This window comes from Celeribacter litoreus (genome assembly GCF_020165855.1).
GTDB classification, from domain to species: domain Bacteria; phylum Pseudomonadota; class Alphaproteobacteria; order Rhodobacterales; family Rhodobacteraceae; genus Celeribacter; species Celeribacter litoreus.
This window is the reverse complement of the sequence record NZ_JAIUFY010000005.1, coordinates 780,979-797,805: the sequence shown is the minus strand read 5'-3', so window position 1 is coordinate 797,805 and position 16,827 is coordinate 780,979. Positions and strand designations below refer to the sequence as shown.

General features: G+C 58.9%; 17 protein-coding genes. 4 read left to right on the top strand and 13 right to left on the bottom strand.

The window, feature by feature from the left end; genetic code table 11:
* Nucleotides 1–33: 33 nt before the first annotated feature.
* From nusB to LA304_RS05940, 4 genes are all read right to left on the bottom strand, one after another.
* Entirely contained in the window at nucleotides 34–519 is a 486-nt protein-coding gene (nusB, locus tag LA304_RS05955; protein ID WP_224502192.1) for a transcription antitermination factor NusB, read from the bottom strand.
* Entirely contained in the window at nucleotides 516–1,061 is a 546-nt protein-coding gene (locus LA304_RS05950; protein WP_224502191.1) for a 6,7-dimethyl-8-ribityllumazine synthase, read from the bottom strand. The genes nusB and LA304_RS05950 overlap by 4 nt, the downstream gene beginning before the upstream one ends.
* A 3-nt stretch (nucleotides 1,062–1,064) precedes the next feature.
* On the bottom strand, nucleotides 1,065–2,165 hold the full coding sequence (gene ribB, locus LA304_RS05945) for a 3,4-dihydroxy-2-butanone-4-phosphate synthase (protein ID WP_224502190.1): 1,101 nt from the start codon (nucleotides 2,163–2,165) through the stop codon (nucleotides 1,065–1,067).
* 264 nt (nucleotides 2,166–2,429) lie between these two features.
* Nucleotides 2,430–3,029, bottom strand: coding sequence for a riboflavin synthase (locus tag LA304_RS05940; protein WP_224502189.1), 600 nt, complete (start codon nucleotides 3,027–3,029; stop codon nucleotides 2,430–2,432).
* 190 nt (nucleotides 3,030–3,219) lie between these two features.
* On the opposite strand from LA304_RS05940, the gene LA304_RS05935 reads away from it, so the two are divergent.
* From LA304_RS05935 to LA304_RS05925, 3 genes are all read left to right on the top strand, one after another.
* Nucleotides 3,220–4,542, top strand: a complete 1,323-nt coding sequence (locus tag LA304_RS05935; RefSeq protein ID WP_396022175.1) for a capsule biosynthesis protein — start codon at nucleotides 3,220–3,222, stop codon at nucleotides 4,540–4,542.
* A 182-nt stretch (nucleotides 4,543–4,724) separates the two neighbouring features.
* On the top strand, nucleotides 4,725–5,843 hold the full coding sequence (locus LA304_RS05930; RefSeq protein ID WP_396022174.1) for a polysaccharide biosynthesis/export family protein: 1,119 nt from the start codon (nucleotides 4,725–4,727) through the stop codon (nucleotides 5,841–5,843).
* Between the two features lie 5 nt (nucleotides 5,844–5,848).
* Complete coding sequence (locus LA304_RS05925) at nucleotides 5,849–7,606, top strand: capsular polysaccharide biosynthesis protein (RefSeq protein WP_224502187.1); 1,758 nt, start codon at nucleotides 5,849–5,851, stop codon at nucleotides 7,604–7,606.
* Here LA304_RS05925 and ribD read toward each other — a convergent pair.
* From ribD to LA304_RS05895, 6 genes are all read right to left on the bottom strand, one after another.
* Nucleotides 7,599–8,681 (bottom strand): bifunctional diaminohydroxyphosphoribosylaminopyrimidine deaminase/5-amino-6-(5-phosphoribosylamino)uracil reductase RibD, encoded by a 1,083-nt coding sequence (ribD, locus tag LA304_RS05920; protein WP_224502488.1) that lies wholly within the window; start codon nucleotides 8,679–8,681, stop codon nucleotides 7,599–7,601. The two genes, LA304_RS05925 and ribD, sit on opposite strands and share 8 nt — an antisense overlap.
* A gap of 21 nt (nucleotides 8,682–8,702) precedes the next feature.
* The gene (gene nrdR / locus LA304_RS05915) at nucleotides 8,703–9,170 is read right to left on the bottom strand and encodes a transcriptional regulator NrdR (RefSeq protein WP_224502186.1); all 468 of its coding nucleotides are present in this window, start codon (nucleotides 9,168–9,170) and stop codon (nucleotides 8,703–8,705) included.
* Nucleotides 9,171–9,302: 132 nt separating this feature from the next.
* On the bottom strand, nucleotides 9,303–9,722 hold the full coding sequence (locus tag LA304_RS05910) for a secondary thiamine-phosphate synthase enzyme YjbQ (RefSeq protein WP_224502185.1): 420 nt from the start codon (nucleotides 9,720–9,722) through the stop codon (nucleotides 9,303–9,305).
* The gene (locus tag LA304_RS05905; protein ID WP_224502184.1) at nucleotides 9,719–10,207 is read right to left on the bottom strand and encodes a hypothetical protein; all 489 of its coding nucleotides are present in this window, start codon (nucleotides 10,205–10,207) and stop codon (nucleotides 9,719–9,721) included. The genes LA304_RS05910 and LA304_RS05905 overlap by 4 nt, the downstream gene beginning before the upstream one ends.
* 103 nt (nucleotides 10,208–10,310) lie before the next feature.
* Nucleotides 10,311–10,580 carry a hypothetical protein gene (locus LA304_RS05900; RefSeq protein WP_224502183.1) on the bottom strand — a complete coding sequence of 90 codons (270 nt, stop codon included), beginning with the start codon at nucleotides 10,578–10,580 and terminating at the stop codon, nucleotides 10,311–10,313.
* Nucleotides 10,581–10,669: 89 nt separating this feature from the next.
* Complete coding sequence (locus LA304_RS05895; RefSeq protein WP_224502182.1) at nucleotides 10,670–11,059, bottom strand: winged helix-turn-helix transcriptional regulator; 390 nt, start codon at nucleotides 11,057–11,059, stop codon at nucleotides 10,670–10,672.
* Nucleotides 11,060–11,186: 127 nt separating this feature from the next.
* Between LA304_RS05895 and LA304_RS05890 the strand changes: the two genes are divergently transcribed.
* Nucleotides 11,187–12,038, top strand: a complete 852-nt coding sequence (locus tag LA304_RS05890) for an SDR family oxidoreductase (RefSeq protein ID WP_224502181.1) — start codon at nucleotides 11,187–11,189, stop codon at nucleotides 12,036–12,038.
* A 60-nt stretch (nucleotides 12,039–12,098) separates the two neighbouring features.
* Here the strand turns inward: LA304_RS05890 and LA304_RS05885 are convergent, their stop codons facing one another.
* The 3 genes from LA304_RS05885 to dnaG form a co-directional block, all read right to left on the bottom strand.
* A complete protein-coding gene (locus LA304_RS05885) occupies nucleotides 12,099–12,392 on the bottom strand; it encodes an HlyU family transcriptional regulator (protein ID WP_224502180.1) in 294 nt (97 codons plus the stop codon).
* A 165-nt stretch (nucleotides 12,393–12,557) separates the two neighbouring features.
* Entirely contained in the window at nucleotides 12,558–14,558 is a 2,001-nt protein-coding gene (rpoD, locus tag LA304_RS05880) for an RNA polymerase sigma factor RpoD (RefSeq protein WP_224502179.1), read from the bottom strand.
* A gap of 262 nt (nucleotides 14,559–14,820) precedes the next feature.
* Complete coding sequence (gene dnaG / locus LA304_RS05875; RefSeq protein ID WP_224502178.1) at nucleotides 14,821–16,773, bottom strand: DNA primase; 1,953 nt, start codon at nucleotides 16,771–16,773, stop codon at nucleotides 14,821–14,823.
* Nucleotides 16,774–16,827: the final 54 nt, after the last annotated feature.

Sequence of the window (16,827 nt, the reverse complement as noted above, 5' to 3'; positions counted from 1 at the left end):
AAATCAGTCGCGACCGAGATTCGTATCTCCGGCTTAAAACGCCTCCGGACGTGCCTCACGTGCCATGTGGTCGAGCACAGCATTCACGAACTTCGGCTCGCGTCCTTCAGGGAAGAACGCCTTTGCGACGTCCACGTATTCCACGATCACAACCTTCGGCGGCGTGCGTTCGGACAGGAGCTCGGCTCCTGCCGCACGAAACAGCGCACGAAGCGTCGAGTCGATACGCGCGATCGGCCATTTGGCGACGAGCGCACGGTCAGTCATCTGGTCAATTTTCGCCTGATCGTTCACGGCAATCTCGGTGACTTCGTGGAACAGGTCGCTATCACCGTCGATGAACTCGCCCTCTTCCTCGGTCACGAGACCGAAGAAGTGGTCGTAGAACTGACGCCGCACCTTGTCGACGGTCATGTCGGAGGCTTCCATCTGAAACAGCGCCTGCACTGCATAGAGGCGCGCCGCGGATTTCATCTCGCGTTTGGAAGGCGGTTTCAGGTGGTCGTTCTCGTCGGTCATACTGTATCAGATCCCTTGGCTTCACCGGCAAGACGGATCGCGTCGGAATGGAATCCCACGCCCTTGCTCGGATTTGCCCATTTGCGCGAAAGCGCGATGAGATGCAAGGCCGCAGCAGCCGCGCCGCCACCTTTATTCTGACCTTTCGATTCTGCGCGCACGACGGCCTGCTCGCGGTTTTCCACGGTCAGGATGCCGTTGCCGATGCAAACGCCCTGCAGCCCCATCAACTGAATCGCACGGGAACTGTCATTACAAACGGTCTCATAATGCGTGGTCTCGCCGCGGATGACGCAACCGAGCGCGACATAACCGTCGAAGTTCGACAGCTTGTCGGCGATGGAGATCGCGGTCGGCACTTCGAGCGCGCCAGGGACTTCCACGAGTTCCCAAGTGCCGCCAACCTCTTCGACCGTGGCTTTCGCGCCAGCAACGAGTTCGTCCGCGATGTCCTTGTAGTATGGGGCAACAACGATCAGGATTTTGACCGGAGCCTCAAACGTCGGCAGATCGAGAATGTGGTGTTGTTCTGCAGCGGCCATGGCTCAAGCTCCTTCGGAAATTTTACGCGTGCCGGTCAGTTCGAGACCGTAAGCGTCCAGACCAACGACCTTCGGCATCGGGCTGTTGGAGGCCAGTTCGATCTTGGACAGACCGAGCGCCGCGAGGATTTGCGCGCCGAGGCCATACTGACGCAGCGTCTGCGGGGAGGCATGCCCTTCCGTAACCATCTTCATTGTTGTGTCACGCAGCAGGACGACAACACCGCGACCTTCGCTCGCGATGAGGTTCATCGCACCTTCGATCTCGCTGCCACCTTCGCCGATGCCCAGAACGTCATGGAGCGGGTTCAGGTTGTGCACACGCACGAGAACGGGCTCTGGCCCGCTCAAATCCCCCTTCGTGAGCACGATGTGCTCTGCGCCGTGCAGACGGTCGGTAAAGATTTCCATGCCCCATTCACCGCCGAACTCGGAGGTGACGGTGCGTTTGCCCGTGCACTCCACAAGGTTGTCGTGGCGGCGGCGATACGCGATCAGATCGGAGATCGTGCCGATTTTGAGGTTATGCTTTTGCGCGAAGCTCACGAGATCGGGCAGACGCGACATGGTGCCGTCCTCGTTCATGATCTCGCAGATCACGGAGCTCGGCAGAAGACCCGCAAGACGCGCCACATCGACACCGGCCTCTGTGTGACCCGCACGCACAAGCACACCACCTTCACGCGCCCGCAGCGGGAAGATGTGCCCCGGCGTCGCGATGTCAGCGGCCGTTTTGGAAGGGTCGATTGCGACAGCAACCGTGCGCGCACGGTCATGTGCGGAGATACCGGTCGAAACGCCTTCGCGGGCTTCGATGGACACGGTGAACGCGGTTTCGTGACGCGAAGAGTTGTTGGATGCCATCATCGGCAGGCCCAGCGCATCGATCCGCTCGCCGGTGAGCGTCACGCAGATCAGACCACGACCATAGGTCGCCATGAAGTTGATGGCTTCGGGAGTCGCCATCTGGGACGGGATCACCAGATCGCCTTCGTTTTCGCGATCCTCGTGGTCAACGAGAATGAACATCCGACCGTTACGGGCGTCTTCGATAATCTCCTCAATGGGAGAGATGGCATCATGGTAGCTGTCAGGTTGAGTCATGGGTGTCGCGGGCCTTAAAATCAGTCTTTGCATCCCGATACAGCTTTGCGAGAGCAAAGGCGAGTCTCACGCGATGCACAATTGCGACGCTTTTTTGCGAAACCGCAGGAAATTTGCGTTCAGGAGCCGAAAAACAGGCAGATATCGATCTGACTAACGAGTTTGCGAGACTGAACCCGCTCTGCCTCTCATCGCGCCTCGGCACTCCGAACGACGCCATTTCTTGGCAATCTCAGGTCAATTGGTTCCCGTGGTGCGCGCCGCTCAGGCCTGCCACTCTTGCAGTCGGGCGACGTACCGCGCGAGGGTGTCAATCTCGAGATTGATCTTATCCCCGACAGATGCCCGGCCCCATGTCGTCACCTCTTGGGTGTGCGGGATGACGTTGATTCCGAAGGTCGCACCGTCGACCTCATTCACGGTCAACGAGGTGCCATTCAGGGCAACCGACCCTTTCGGCGCAATGAATTTTGCGAGTTCATCCGGAGCTTTGAACGTGATCCGCGTGCTGTCGCCTTCATCGGTCAGCCCAATGATTTCAGCGACGCCATCCACGTGACCCGAGACGATATGACCGCCCAGTTCGTCACCCAGTTTCAGCGCCCGCTCCAGATTGAGCGCGGTGCCTTCGACCCAATCGCCAATGTTGGTCTTCGACACACTTTCGGCAGAGATTTCGACATCGAACCAGTTTTGCGGCTCAGAGCCGAGGGCGATCACCGTCAGGCACACACCGTTACAGGCGATAGAGGCGCCGATCTCGATGCCGGCGATATCGTAGGCACATCCGATGCGCGCCCGCAAATCCCCGCGTTTCTCGAGTTCAAGAACCTTGCCGATGTCGGTGATAATGCCGGTGAACATGCCGTCTCCTTGAGGTGTTTTGACAAAGTCCTAGCCATCGCGACGCCGCTCTGCAAGCGGCAGGATCTCACAATGCGATTTCCGATCCTGCATCGATCAAGAGGACGGCAAAAAATCCTGCGGCCCTCGCGCCACAAATCAGCCCGATTTTTCCCGGACAGTCAGGTTTTTAACAGACATTTATCGAAGAATGGCGCAAAAGGTCTGCATGCCAGTGTTATCGAGTGACCCATCTGATACGAACCGTGTCTTTCTCCTTCTCCAAGGACCTCACGGGCCTTTTTTCTGGTCGCTCGGGAAAATGCTCAAATCCGCAGGCGCAGACGTCTGGCGCGTGGGCTTTAATGCCGGCGATCGGGCGTTCTGGTTTTCGAAGTCATCTTTCATCCCCTATACCGACTCTCCCGACGCATGGCCCGAGCGCCTTGAAGAAATCATCTCCGAAAAAGGTGTAACTGACCTCGTGCTCTACGGAGACACGCGGCCAGTCCATGCGCTCGCGATTGAGCGGGCAAAGGCGCGGGGCCTGACGGTCCACGTGTTTGAAGAGGGGTATATTCGTCCATACTGGGTCACTTACGAGCGGGACGGATCGAACGGGCATTCCGTTCTGATGGACCTCACCGTGGATGAGATGTCAGACGCGCTCAACGAGATCGAGCATGACCCGATCGAGACCCCCGCACTCTGGGGGGATATGAAGGAACACATCTTCTACGGCGCTCTCTACCACTGGTTCGTGATCTTCAGGAATTCGTCGTTCAAGAATTACCGCGGCCACAGGGAACTCCCTGTTCATCGAGAGTTCCTGTTGTATTTCAAACGCCTCATGATGATGCCTACTCATTGGATCTCCCGCGCACTTCGGACACGCGCGATTCTCGGAGCAGGGCATCCGTTCCACATTGCGCTTCTCCAGATCGAGCATGACACGAGCTTTCTGTTTCATAGCCCCTACGCCACGATGACGGAGTTCATGGCCGACGTGATCGATGGCTTTGCGAAAGGTGCACCGAAACACCATCATCTCGTGTTCAAAGCCCACCCGCTAGAAAACGACCGCCGCAACCTCAAGCACGAGATCAAACGCCTTGCTGGCGAACACGGCTTGCAAGACCGCGTTCACTTTGTGCGCGGCGGCAAACTGCAGAAACTTCTGAGCAACGCCAGATCCGCCGTGACGGTCAATTCGACCGCAGGACAGCAGGCGCTTTGGCTTGGCCTCCCGATCCGGACACTCGGCAGCGCCGTATACAACAAACCGGAATTCGTCTCGACCCAGCCTCTCGAAGAGTTCTTCCGCGCGCCGACGCGCCCCAATGCACAAGCCTACAGCACCTACCGTCACTTCCTTCTTGAAACATCGCAGGTCGCCGGTGGATTCTACTCCCATCGGGGACGAAAGCGGCTCCTGCGTCTGGTTGTGGATTTGATGCTCGCAAAGGAAAGCCCTGACACGGCACTTCTCTCTGGCACAGCTTCTCCTCGCCCTCCGTTACGTCTTGTAAAGTAAACATAATGTGGCCGGAGACCACTCAATCCCGCTTGTCTCCGCTGCAGGTCCGCAACACATTCAAGCACGCCCATTGCTGCACCCGCGTCCATGTGGATTTTTGACTCGCCATCGAATAGCGTTCCCACTAAACCCATGGGAAACATTGGCCAAAGCCGGTTTGCAGGCAGAGGAGATCGAGAGTGACATTTCTGACGTCGCGTAAAACCCGCGCTATGGCGCTTGTCTTCCTGATGACGAGCCTTTCCGCCTGTGGGCTTCCACGTTCCGGCCCCTACAAGAGCGAACTTCTGTCTGGCGCCTCTTCGACTGAAAACGGATCGTTCATTGTTCCCATTGACGACCAGGTCAACGAAATCACTGCGTTCAAAGAAGTCCTCGCCTTTCCACCTTCGTTCATCAACGCGGGCCTCATCGGGTCGGACACAATCGCCCCAGGCGACACGCTTTCGCTGACGATCTGGGAAAACGTTGATGACGGCCTGCTCTCAGGCGCAGGCGGCAGCGCCACGAGCCTCTCAAACGTTCAGGTGGATGGAACCGGCTTTATCTTTGTGCCCTACGCCGGACGGATCAAGGCGGCTGGCAATAGCCCCGAAGCGATCCGCCGGATCATCACCGAAAAACTCGCGACGCAAACGCCTGACCCGCAGGTCATGCTGACGCGCTCTGCGGGAGACGGAGCCACGGTGACGATTGCAGGCAATGGGGTGGTGCAGATCGAGCGTCCGACACGCCGCCTTACAGCAATGCTTGCAAGCGCCGGCGGTGTTGCGGTCGACCCGGGTGTCGCTCAGGTAAAAGTCACCCGTGGCGGGCTCACCGGAAGAGTGTGGTTTGAAGACCTTTACGAAAAACCTGAATTCGACATCGCGCTTCGTGACGGCGACCGAATTATCATCGAGGCTGATCCTAGATCCTACATCGCCATGGGCGCCACGGGTGGCCAAAGCGTCATTTCCTTCGAGACCCGCGATCTCTCCGCTCTCGAAGCAATCGCGCAAGTCGGCGGCCTGAGAACGGGCACAGCCGATCCAAAAGGCGTTTTCGTCCTCCGCAAAGAGCCCGAGACCATTGCCCGTCAGGTCACCAATAGGACCGACCTCGTCGGCGATCAGCGCGTCGTTTATGTGCTCGACCTGACAGAACCGAACGGATTGTTCCTCGCTCAGGACTTCCTGATCCGCGACGGCGACACCGTCTACGTGACAGAGGCGCCATTCGTCCAATGGCAGAAAACCATCAGCGCGATCACCGGCGCGGCCACTTCTGCGGACTCCCTAGCCCAGATCGGCCAGTAAGTTTCATGGTCGCCCCCAAGCGCGACATCGCAAAAAAAGCCGCCCCATCCCATCTGGAGGGGCGGCTTTCTTATGAGCGTCCGCTGCTGATTGATCGCGTGTTTCAAGAGCACGCTTACGGTGTCGAAACACGTTTTGAGATCACAAACGTGATCGCGCAAGACCCACTGGACCACACCGCCGACCTCACACGCGCCAGAAACACGGCGGAATGGCTCAGAACTCTCAAACTCTCGAGGTCGCCCGAAAGCGATGATCCGGCCCATCTGCCGGACATGCCCTTTGTGCTCGTCCTCGATCAACCCAGCGATGCCCCGAACGCGCCGTCGATCTTCGATATGCAGGAAATGCTCGTCTTCGCGCAGACAGAGCTTCTCAACGCGAATGTCGCCATCCTAACCTGTCCCGGCGGCTACTTCGAGGACATCGACGATCCCCGTCTCACCCTCCTGCCGCCCGAGACCAATCTCTATAACGTGCTCGAGCACGCGACATCGGTCTACACACACAGCAGCGGCGATGGCGCAGACGCGATCTTTTCCGGTCATCGCCCGCGGGTCTTCGGCGCCCCTTGGTATTCGAACCTCGACCTGACCGACGATGAGCACCCGAACCCCTACAGCACGCGCAAACTGACGCGCGCCCAGCTCTTCTATGCCGCATTTATGCAGGCAACCTCTTGGACTGAGGGCAGCGCCCTCCTCGAAGTCGAGAAACTCCTCGCTCGTCTTGAGGCACGCGATCGCGCGAACCGAGAGGACGCTGGGGGGTATGTCGCGTCCAATATCCTCCCGTGGAAGCGCCCGTTCCTGCGCGCCTATTTCGGCAATGCTGCGCTTGAGATAACAAACCGCGAAGACAGAATTGATGCCGCCCAATCCAAAGGTATGAAACACATCGTCTGGGGGCCATCTGAAAGAGCCGATCTAAGACTTGAGGACGGTTTCCTGCGCTCACGCGGGCTAGGCGCGGCGCTCGTCCGCCCGACCTCTCTCACGCTCGATGACCTCGGCATCTATTTCGATCCGAGCCGCCCGTCGCGCCTCGAGACCCTCATCGCGGAAAGTGTCGACCTCACCGGCGCGCAGCGGCAGCGGACGGAACACTTCCTCGCGCGGCTGGCCGAACTGAACCTGAGCAAATACAACGTCGGCTCCGGCACACCCGCCCTGCCCGACGGCCATCGGGTCCTCGTCGTAGGTCAGGTGGAAGACGATGCCTCAATCACATACGGGACGACTGATACCCGCACCAATGCGGCGTTGCTCAAGGCCGCACGCGACGCGCATCCCGATGCTGTTTTGGTCTATAAACCGCATCCCGATGTTGAGGCCGGACTACGGCGCGGGCGGGTGAGGGATGCTGACACCCTCGCCGATGTCATCGCGAAGGACGCCGATCCCCTCGCGCTCATTGATGCCTGTGACGAGGTTTGGACAATGACGTCGCTTATGGGGTTCGAGGCCATGCTCCGCGGCAAACCAGTGACCTGCCTCGGTGCACCGTTTTATGCGGGATGGGGACTGACGACCGATCTCGGAGACGTACCCGCACGCCGCACAGTGCGTCCGACCCTACTCGGCCTCGCACACGCCACGCTAATCGCTTTCCCGCGCTATTTCGATCCTGCGACGGGGGATGCCATCTCTCCAGAAGAAGCGCTCGAACAATTAGCACACGCACCGGCGGGGCGGTCCCCCCTCGCGCAGAGCGTCCTCGTCGCGCTCCGGAAACTCCGCGCGCGTCTTTTAGGGATTAAATGAGCGTAGTCTTTCTAACCCAGTGGCTCAACACATCCGGACCAACTTGGTCCAACCTTTCCAATCGATAACGCGGCGCAGCGCCAAGGCGGTCCAGCCCCATAGCCCCTAGCCCAGGCAGGCCCTCAGCCCCAATCCCGAGACCTGCAGTAAAGACATTCACATGATCCACAAGGTCCGCGCCGAGGAGCGAAGCCGCAAGCGCCCCGCCGCCCTCACAAAAGACCCGCGTGAGGCCGCGTTCACCCAAAGCCGCAAGACTTGCTTCGGGATCGAGATGCCCCGCAGTGACAGGCACTTCCATCAGCATAGCGCCCAGCCCCTCCCATGCCGAGCGGAGTTCCTCTGAGGCATCAGGTCCGTGAATGATCCAGACCGGAATCTCACCCGCTGTCCGCGCGAGTTGCCCTGTGAGCGGCAAATCGAGACGGCGCGACATGACCACGCGTACGGGCTGTTTCGTGACGCCAAGTCCGCGCACTGTGAGGCTCGGGTCATCGGCGCGCGCCGTGCCGCCACCTACCAAAACCGCATCATGGTTTGCTCGCATGGCATGGACACGTCGGCGCGCCTGCGGGCCTGTGATCCACTGGCTTTCGCCGGACGCGGTTGCGATGCGCCCATCCCACGACATCGCAAGCTTGAGCGTGACCATCGGGCGGCCAAGAACGACATTTGAGAGAAACCCGATCTGGAGCGCGCGGGCTTCGGCCTCACACACGCCTGTCACGACTTCGATGCCAGCAGCGCGCAACATCTCAAAGCCGCGACCATTCACACGGGGATCGGGATCACCCAAGGCACAGACGACGCGTGACACGCCCGCCGCGATCAGCCCCTCGGAGCATGGCGGCGTCTTTCCATGATGTGAACAGGGTTCCAGCGTGACATAGGCCGTCGCTCCGCGTGCGCGGTCTCCCGCCTGTGCGAGCGCCACTGTTTCGGCGTGGGGCCGGCCACCTGGCTGCGTCCATCCGCGCCCGACAACGGTGCCGCCGCGCACGATCACGCAGCCCACAGCGGGGTTCGGCCACGTGTTGCCGAGCCCACGTGCCGCGAGCCCGAGCGCATGGCGCATCACGCCAACATCATCCAAGGATCATTCCTCCGGCTTCGCGTCCGGTCGCAACTCGCTTACGAACTTGTCGAAGTCGTCAGCGGCTTGGAAATTCTTATACACAGAGGCAAAGCGGACGTAGGCCACGGTATCAATCCGCGCGAGGCTTTCCATCACGATCTCGCCGATCGTTTTCGACGGGATGTCCGTCTCGCCCATGCTTTCGAGGCGGCGCACGATACCGGAAATCATCTGATCAAGGCGTTCCGGCTCAATCGGGCGTTTCTGTACCGCGATCCGGATAGAGCGTTCGAGCTTATCCCGATCAAAGTCCTCACGGCGCCCGTTGGTTTTCACCACCACCAGATCCCGCAATTGCACGCGTTCATAGGTGGTAAAACGCCCGCCACAGGCCGAACAGAACCTGCGCCGACGAATGGCCACATGGTCTTCGGCGGGACGGCTGTCCTTCACCTGCGTATCAAGATTTCCGCAAAATGGACAACGCATGGCGCGCCTCCCTATCCTTCACTACCTCGGTCCCCTAGGGTCTCTGCCCTACTTATCCACAGGCACTATAGGCCGCCGCCTAGAATTTGGGTAGCTTAAAAATTCGCGTCAATATGTAGGAATTACGCATTTCTATCGCAAAAGCGCGACAACACGACGTGCATGGGGCCGTGTCCGATGTTCGAAAAGGTAAATTCCCTGCCATGTTCCGAGCGCCATGCGCCCACTGATGACAGGTATTGTGATACTCGTAGGCAAAAGCGCAGACTTGATATGAGCGGGCATATCGTCCGGTCCTTCGTAGGTATGGGTCAGGTAGGACATGGAGGGATCGGTGGTCGGCGGCACGAGCCTGTGGAAAAATTCCGTCAAATCAGTGCGCACCTCGGGATCGGCGTTCTCCTGAATGACGAGCGATGCGGAGGTATGCTGCACCATCAGCGTGAGCACGGCTTCCGCCGGACGCTCAGCCGCCACCCAACGCGACACGTCCGATGTGAATTCGTAAAGACCCGGCCCGCGGGTAGAAATTTCGAAAGTGGTGTGGCTCATTCGCAAGCCTCCTGCCAACGCTCCGTTTCAAAGCTCCAACAGTATCCGGCCTCCTCATAGACATCGGAAAACGAAAAAGGCGCATAGATCACACCGCTCGGCGCACAGTCCAACCGCGCAAGTTCTTCGCCGCCCCGTTCAACCACGATCCCGCCGGAGACCTCATGCGCCTCGGTCATCCGGTCGAACGACCCCCAAACCGCATAGGTCACATCACCGTTCGGGATACGTATTTCTTCCCAGATCGAACGGCCGACACCGTTCCAGGGGAGCACGCCGACATCCGCGTACGGACGCTCGAGTTGAAGTTCCGGCGCAGCATGTGGTGGGCCAAACGCGTAGCTCACACCCTCGGCCTGCACATTAATGGTGACCTCTTTCCCGTTCGGGAAATGACAGTGGAACAAAGGATCAGATTGAGCCATAGCACTGACTGGCGCGCCAAGAAAAGCGCCCAAGGCGCAGATGACAAAACGATGAGACATGTCCGCACCTTACGGCGGCGGGGTCATGTTTGAAACGGGGAAAAGCGGCAATACTCGGTCATGTCATGTGCGGACCTTTGAACAAATTTCCGACGGCGTGCGCTCACTCCACCACACAAGTGACCTCTGGCCCGCGCTCGGCAGGATCGAGCGACACGGATTGCACTGTCGCATCCGTTACAGGCCCGAAAAACACCTGCTCCAATGTGGCGATACAGCGCGCGAGGTCTTCTGCGGGCACCTCGATGACAATTGGCTCGGGATTCAGGTGTTCGTCCGTCAGCGGCACGTAGGGAGACGCGATCGCCGCGCCAATTCCGACTGTTGCCCCGGCACATGCGAGTTGGGCAAAGCGAAGTACAGAAGCAGTCATATGTCTCGTCTCCTTTGGCGTGTTCACAGAGAGAACGCCGCAAAGGTGAAGAGAGTTTCAATGCGCGTGGAGATTTCTCTCTTTTGCTCTTATGCGTCTGCGAAATTGCCCCTCGCCGCCTCAATTTCGGGCATTTTGTCAGATGCCCAGTCGATCATGGCATGCAAAGGCCCGAGGAACGAGCACCCCAGATCAGTGAGACTATAGGAAACGGATGGTGGTTTCGTCGCGAAAACCTCGCGTGCGACAAGGCCGTCACGCTCCAGATCGCGCAGGGATTGCGTGAGCATTCGTTTCGAAATATCCGGCAGAGAACGTCCGAGCGCGTTGAACCGCTTCGGGCCTGTCTCCAACTCCAACAGGATCAGAGACGTCCACTTTGCCGCCACATGGTCCAGGACCTGACGCACGGGGCAATTGTGCGGATTGAACCCTTCCGCTTTCCATTGTTCCAAACGGCTCATCGCAATGTCACGCATCGCAACCCTTTCCGAGGGGGTGGTTCCCTCTATGTTACCTTTGCACGAAAAAGTGCCTCCTTTTCAGCAAAGCATAAAGTCTCTAAATGAGACCTATACGCGAAACGGAACCAAAAAGGAATACCCCATGGCGACCTATCTCATCACCGGCGCATCCGGCCAACTCGGCCAACTCGTCGTCGATCACCTCGCAACTCTCGTCGCAAAAGACGACATCATCGCCCTCGTCCGCTCCGACGCTGCCGCAGAGGCCTATGCAGCCAAAGGCATCGCAACACGTCGCGGCGACTATACAGACGCAGCCGCCCTCGAAGCCGCTTTCGCAGGTATTGACCGCCTCCTGCTCATCTCATCGTCCGAGGTTGGCCAGCGCGCAGTCCAGCACGGCAATGTCATCGACGCCGCCAAAGCCGCAGGCGTGGGCTTCATCGCTTACACCTCGATCCTGAATGCCGACACCGGCAACATGGCCCTCGCAGAAGAGCACCTCGCAACCGAAGCCAAACTCAATGAGAGCGGTATCCCCTTCACCCTCCTGCGCAACGGTTGGTATTCCGAGAACATCACCATGACGCTTGGTCAGGACCTCGAACTCGGCCAGCACTTTGGCGCCGCGAAAGACGGCAAACTCGCCACCGCATCCCGCAAGGACTTTGCAGAGGCAGCCGCCATCGTTCTCGCTGGTGGTCATGATGGGGAAGTGCTCGAGCTTGCAGGTGACGACGCCTACACCCTGACCGAATACGCGGCCCTCGTGTCCGAGCTGTCCGGCAAGCCTGTGAGCTACACCGATATGCCCGAAGCCGCCTTCACCGAAGCCCTCGTCGGCGCTGGCCTTCCGGAAGGTTTCGCAGCGGTCCTCGCAGACTCGGACGCGAAAGCCGCCGAAGGGTCGCTGTTCGATGATAGCAAAACGCTCTCGAACCTGATCGGCCGCCCGACCACGCCGATCGCGGACACGATCAAAGCCGGTCTTTAAGGCCTCTGATCCTCGCGATTTTCGCCCTGTCGCCTCTCGGCGGCGGGGCTTTTTCATACGTCAGTCGTTGAAAATCGCTTCACCCATCTGGTCGATAAAGATTTGCGCCTTGTGCAGACTCGCGACGCGCGCATCCTCCTCGGACGTAAACGTATCCGCACGGATCATGTGATGCTCTCGAGTGACACCGTCAAAATCCTTCTCGATCTTCGCGGCGACGCGATAACCGCTCGCCTCTTTGATAGGGTCGGGATAGATCAAGTAATCCGCGCCGTAGAGTTCGGGTTTCACATCAGAATTCGCAGCGGGCTTCGCGGCAGAGCCACCGCCGAAGAGTTTGGAGAAAAGGGACATAGGGGCCTCCTGTTTGGGAGGTAGTGTGAAGCGGGCTGAAGGAGAGTGCAAGCCGCGGATCGCCTGACCGAGGTATGGCGATGAGCGGCGACCTCTGGGCTTTTTCCGCGCTTTCTACAAGCCGTAGAACAAAAAACGCCCCCCTTTCGGGAGGCGCCTCTATCTTTACTGATCCAAGAAGCTTCTCAGTTTCCGCGACCGGCTTGGGTGCTTGAGCTTGCGCAGCGCCTTTGCCTCGATCTGACGGATACGTTCGCGAGTCACGGAGAACTGTTGACCCACCTCTTCGAGGGTGTGGTCGGTGTTCATCCCGATACCGAAGCGCATACGGAGCACGCGTTCTTCGCGGGGCGTGAGAGAGGCCAGCACGCGGGTGGTGGTCTCTTTGAGGTTCTCTTGGATGGCCGCGTCGAGGGGCAGAACCGCGTTCTTGTCCTCGATGAAATCGCCGAGTTGGCTGTCTTCCTCGTCGCCAATCGGCGTTTCGAGAGAGATAGGTTCCTTGGCGATTTTCATCACCTTGCGGACCTTCTCCAGCGGCATCTGCAGCTTTTCGGCCAATTCTTCCGGCGTCGGCTCGCGGCCGATTTCGTGAAGCATCTGACGACCTGTGCGGACCAGTTTGTTGATCGTCTCGATCATGTGGACCGGAATACGGATCGTGCGGGCCTGATCCGCGATGGAGCGCGTGATCGCCTGACGAATCCACCAAGTCGCATAGGTCGAGAATTTATAGCCGCGACGGTATTCGAATTTATCAACGGCCTTCATCAGGCCGATGTTGCCTTCCTGAATGAGGTCGAGGAATTGCAGACCGCGGTTGGTGTATTTCTTCGCGATGGAAATCACGAGACGCAGGTTGGCCTCGACCATTTCCTTCTTGGCCTGACGGGCCTCTTTTTCACCTTTTTGCACCTGTTGCACGATGCGGCGGAATTCGGAAATGTCGACACCGACATACTGACCCACCATAGCCATCTCGGCGCGCAGTTCTTCGACCTTGCCGGAGAAGCGCTCGGAGAACATCTGCCAGCCACGGCCCGGCTTTTCGGTCATCCGCTCCATCCACGTCGGATCGAGTTCCGATCCACGGTAGGCTTCGACGAATTCACGACGGTTGATGCGCGCCTGGTCGGCGAGCTTCACCATGGAGCTGTCGATCGACATGACGCGTTTATTGATGCCGTAGAGCTGGTCGATCAGGGCCTCGATCCGGTTGTTGTGGAGGTGAAGGGAGTTCACCAGCGTCACAATCTCGGAACGGAGCTTCTGATACTCGGCTTCATCGGCGTCAGAGAACGATCCGTCTTCATTGAGGGTCGCGGACATCCGCAAATCCTGCATTTCGGACAGGTTCGAGAAGTCATTGGAAATGCGCTCGAGGGTTTCGAGCACCTGCGGCTTCAGCGCAGCTTCCATCGCAGCGAGCGACATGTTGGCCTGATCATCCTCATCGTCATCATCATCAGACGAGATCGGATTGCCATCCGCGTCGTATTCCTGCTGCTTCTCTTTCGTTTCGCCGGAGTTGTTTTCGACGTTCAGACCGCCGACAACATTTTCCTCTTCCTCGTCATCATCGACACCGCCGCCAAAGGTCGCTTCGAGGTCGATCACGTCGCGAAGCAGAATGTCTTCGGACAGAAGTTCGTCGTGCCAGATCGTGATCGCCTGGAACGTCAGCGGGCTTTCACAGAGCCCGAGGATCATCGTGTTGCGACCGGCCTCAATCCGTTTCGCAATTGCAATCTCGCCCTCGCGGGAGAGCAGTTCGACAGAGCCCATCTCACGAAGATACATGCGGACAGGGTCATCGGTGCGGTCGAGTTTCTCGGTTTCGCCAGAGGAGGTCGCAAGTTCACGCGAGCCGCTCGTCGCGACGAGCTCACCGCCTTTGTCATCCGACTTCTGATCGTTGTCGTCATCTTCGACTTCTTCGTCTTCGATGACGTTAATGCCCATCTCGGAAAGCATAGACATCACATCTTCGATCTGCTCGGAGCTCACCTGCTCGGGCGGCAACACCTTATTGAGCTGATCGTAGGTGATGTAACCCTTCTCGCGCGCCTCGGCGATCATCTTCTTGACCGCTGCCTGGCTCACATCGAGCATTACGTCCTGGTCCTGATCGTCAGTCTTGGCGTCGTCGTTGTCCTTTGCGGCCATACGGCTCTCCCCTGATAGTCGGACCATGAGGCGAAATTTGCCTCGGGCCCGTTGAGCATCTGCTACCTCTCCGCCTGCACGGAGACTGGCATCCGAATCGTCTGCGCATTGCAGAGAATCGAATATCACTTCGAATCATGTCACGCGAATCGGCGATTCGCCACCCGATACCATTATTCCCGTCCGCTTAACTGCACCAGAGCCCAACGTACGCTGGGTTTCGCGCCACATACGCAACGGTTTCACCATCTACCTGATGTGCTTACTCCCTGTTCGGCGCAATCTTGTTCAGCAGTGCGCGGAACGCATCCCGTTCTGATCGGGACAACTCCAATCCATTTTCGGCCGTATCGAATTCGGTCCGGTCTTCGGCCTCGGCCTTGATGGCCCGATTACGGGCCTCTGCGGCGTGCTTGAGACGCCATGTAAGCTTTTCATCATCGGCGGCAAGAAGGTCGGCGACACTTTCGTCCACTTCGGCCTTCAAACCGCGCCGCGCCTTGAGCTTCGCCAATTCCTCGGTGAGGCACATCTGTGCCAAATCACTCTCGGGGCGTCGCACCGGCGGCGTAATTTGCACATGGGGATGCGCCATCAAACGATCAAGAGGGGCCGGGCCAATCATCGCAGAGATCTTTTCGCGCAAGGCGTCAGCCTCTTCCTCATCAACATGTGTCAGGAGCGCATGAAGGATCTGCCCGTGCTCTTCGGACTGCATGTGAAGCGCTTCGAGTTGCGACAAGAACTCGAGCGCAACGCCCGGGTTTGTCAGGCAAACAGCAAGGACGACGGCCTCTCGCATGAGATCTGCCTGAGTTTCGTCGCCGGACACGATGAGCGAGGCCTTCAAGCCTTCCGTCGGGATCGCTGGCATCTTGCCGAACTTGCCCCGTGCGGGACGCCATGCACGCCGCTCAACGGCTGCGGGGCGTTTGCCACGGAACAGCTCTCGCCGCATGTCATTCAGGATTTCGCCATAGTGGCGCTTGATCGACGGATCGGCGACAGTCTGGATCGAAGACTTCAGAGACTTATCGAGAGCGGCACGGCGCTCTGGGCTATCGAAAACTTTTCCCTCGGTCTCTCGTCGCCAAAGCAGTGCAACCATCGGGAGCGCCCCGTCGAGCACCTCTTGCATCGCCTCCGGTCCTTTGGCCTTGATCAGCTCATCAGGGTCCTGCCCTTCAGGCAAAATCGCAAACCGAAGCCCCTTGCCCGCCTCAAGCAACGGCATTGCGAGATCAATCAGACGGAACGCGGCGCGCAGGCCCGCCTTGTCGCCGTCCAGCGCGATCACAGGTTCATCCGACATCCGCCACATCAATTGCAGCTGTCGATCCGTGATTGCGGTCCCAAGCGGCGCAACCGTCGCCTCGAAGCCCGCCTCCGAGAGGGCGATCACATCCATATAGCCCTCGGCCACGACGAGCGTTTGACCGCGCCCGCACGCAGCTCGCGCAGGGCCGTGGTTGTAGAGCGCATTGCCCTTATCAAACAGGAGACGTTCGGGACCGTTGAGATATTTAGCCCGCGCATTCGGGTCCATTGCCCGCCCGCCGAACGAGATCAGCCGCCCCCGCGCATCGCGGATCGGAAAGACGATCCGGTCGCGGAAAAAGTCATAGGGCTCGCGGCCGTCATCTGGCTTGGCGGCGACACCGGCCTCAATCGCAGCTTCCGCACTGACGCCCTGATCCTTCAAGACACGAAGCAACGCATTCCCGGATGGCGCATAACCGATCTCGAACCGTTCTCGGGTCTCGGGCTTCATCCCCCGCTTGTCGAGATAGGCGCGCGCCTGTGCGCCGCCCTGTTGGCTCAGCGCCAAACGGAAAAAGCGGTTCGCGGCCTCATTGACGTCGGCGAGCTCTGCCCGCTTGTCCGATTTTTCTTGCGCGCGCGGATCACGTTTCGGAACGGGCATGCCCGCTTCCTGCGCGAGAATCTCAACTGCTTCCATGAAGCCGACATTCTCTGTCTCGCGCACGAAAGAAATGGCATCTCCCTTCGCGTGGCATCCGAAGCAGTAGTAATAGCCGTCCTTGTCATTCACGTGGAACGAAGCGGACTTTTCTTGGTGGAAAGGGCACGGGGCCCACATGTCGCCCTTGCCCTGATTGGACTTGCGCTGATCCCACATGACTTTTCGTCCGACGACATCGGTCAGCGACAAGCGCGTTCTAAGTTCATCCAAGAATCCGGGGGGCAGCGACATAAGGTCAATATTCTCCGAAACGCGTGGTCGCGTCTATAGCAAGTCGGCCTCTGT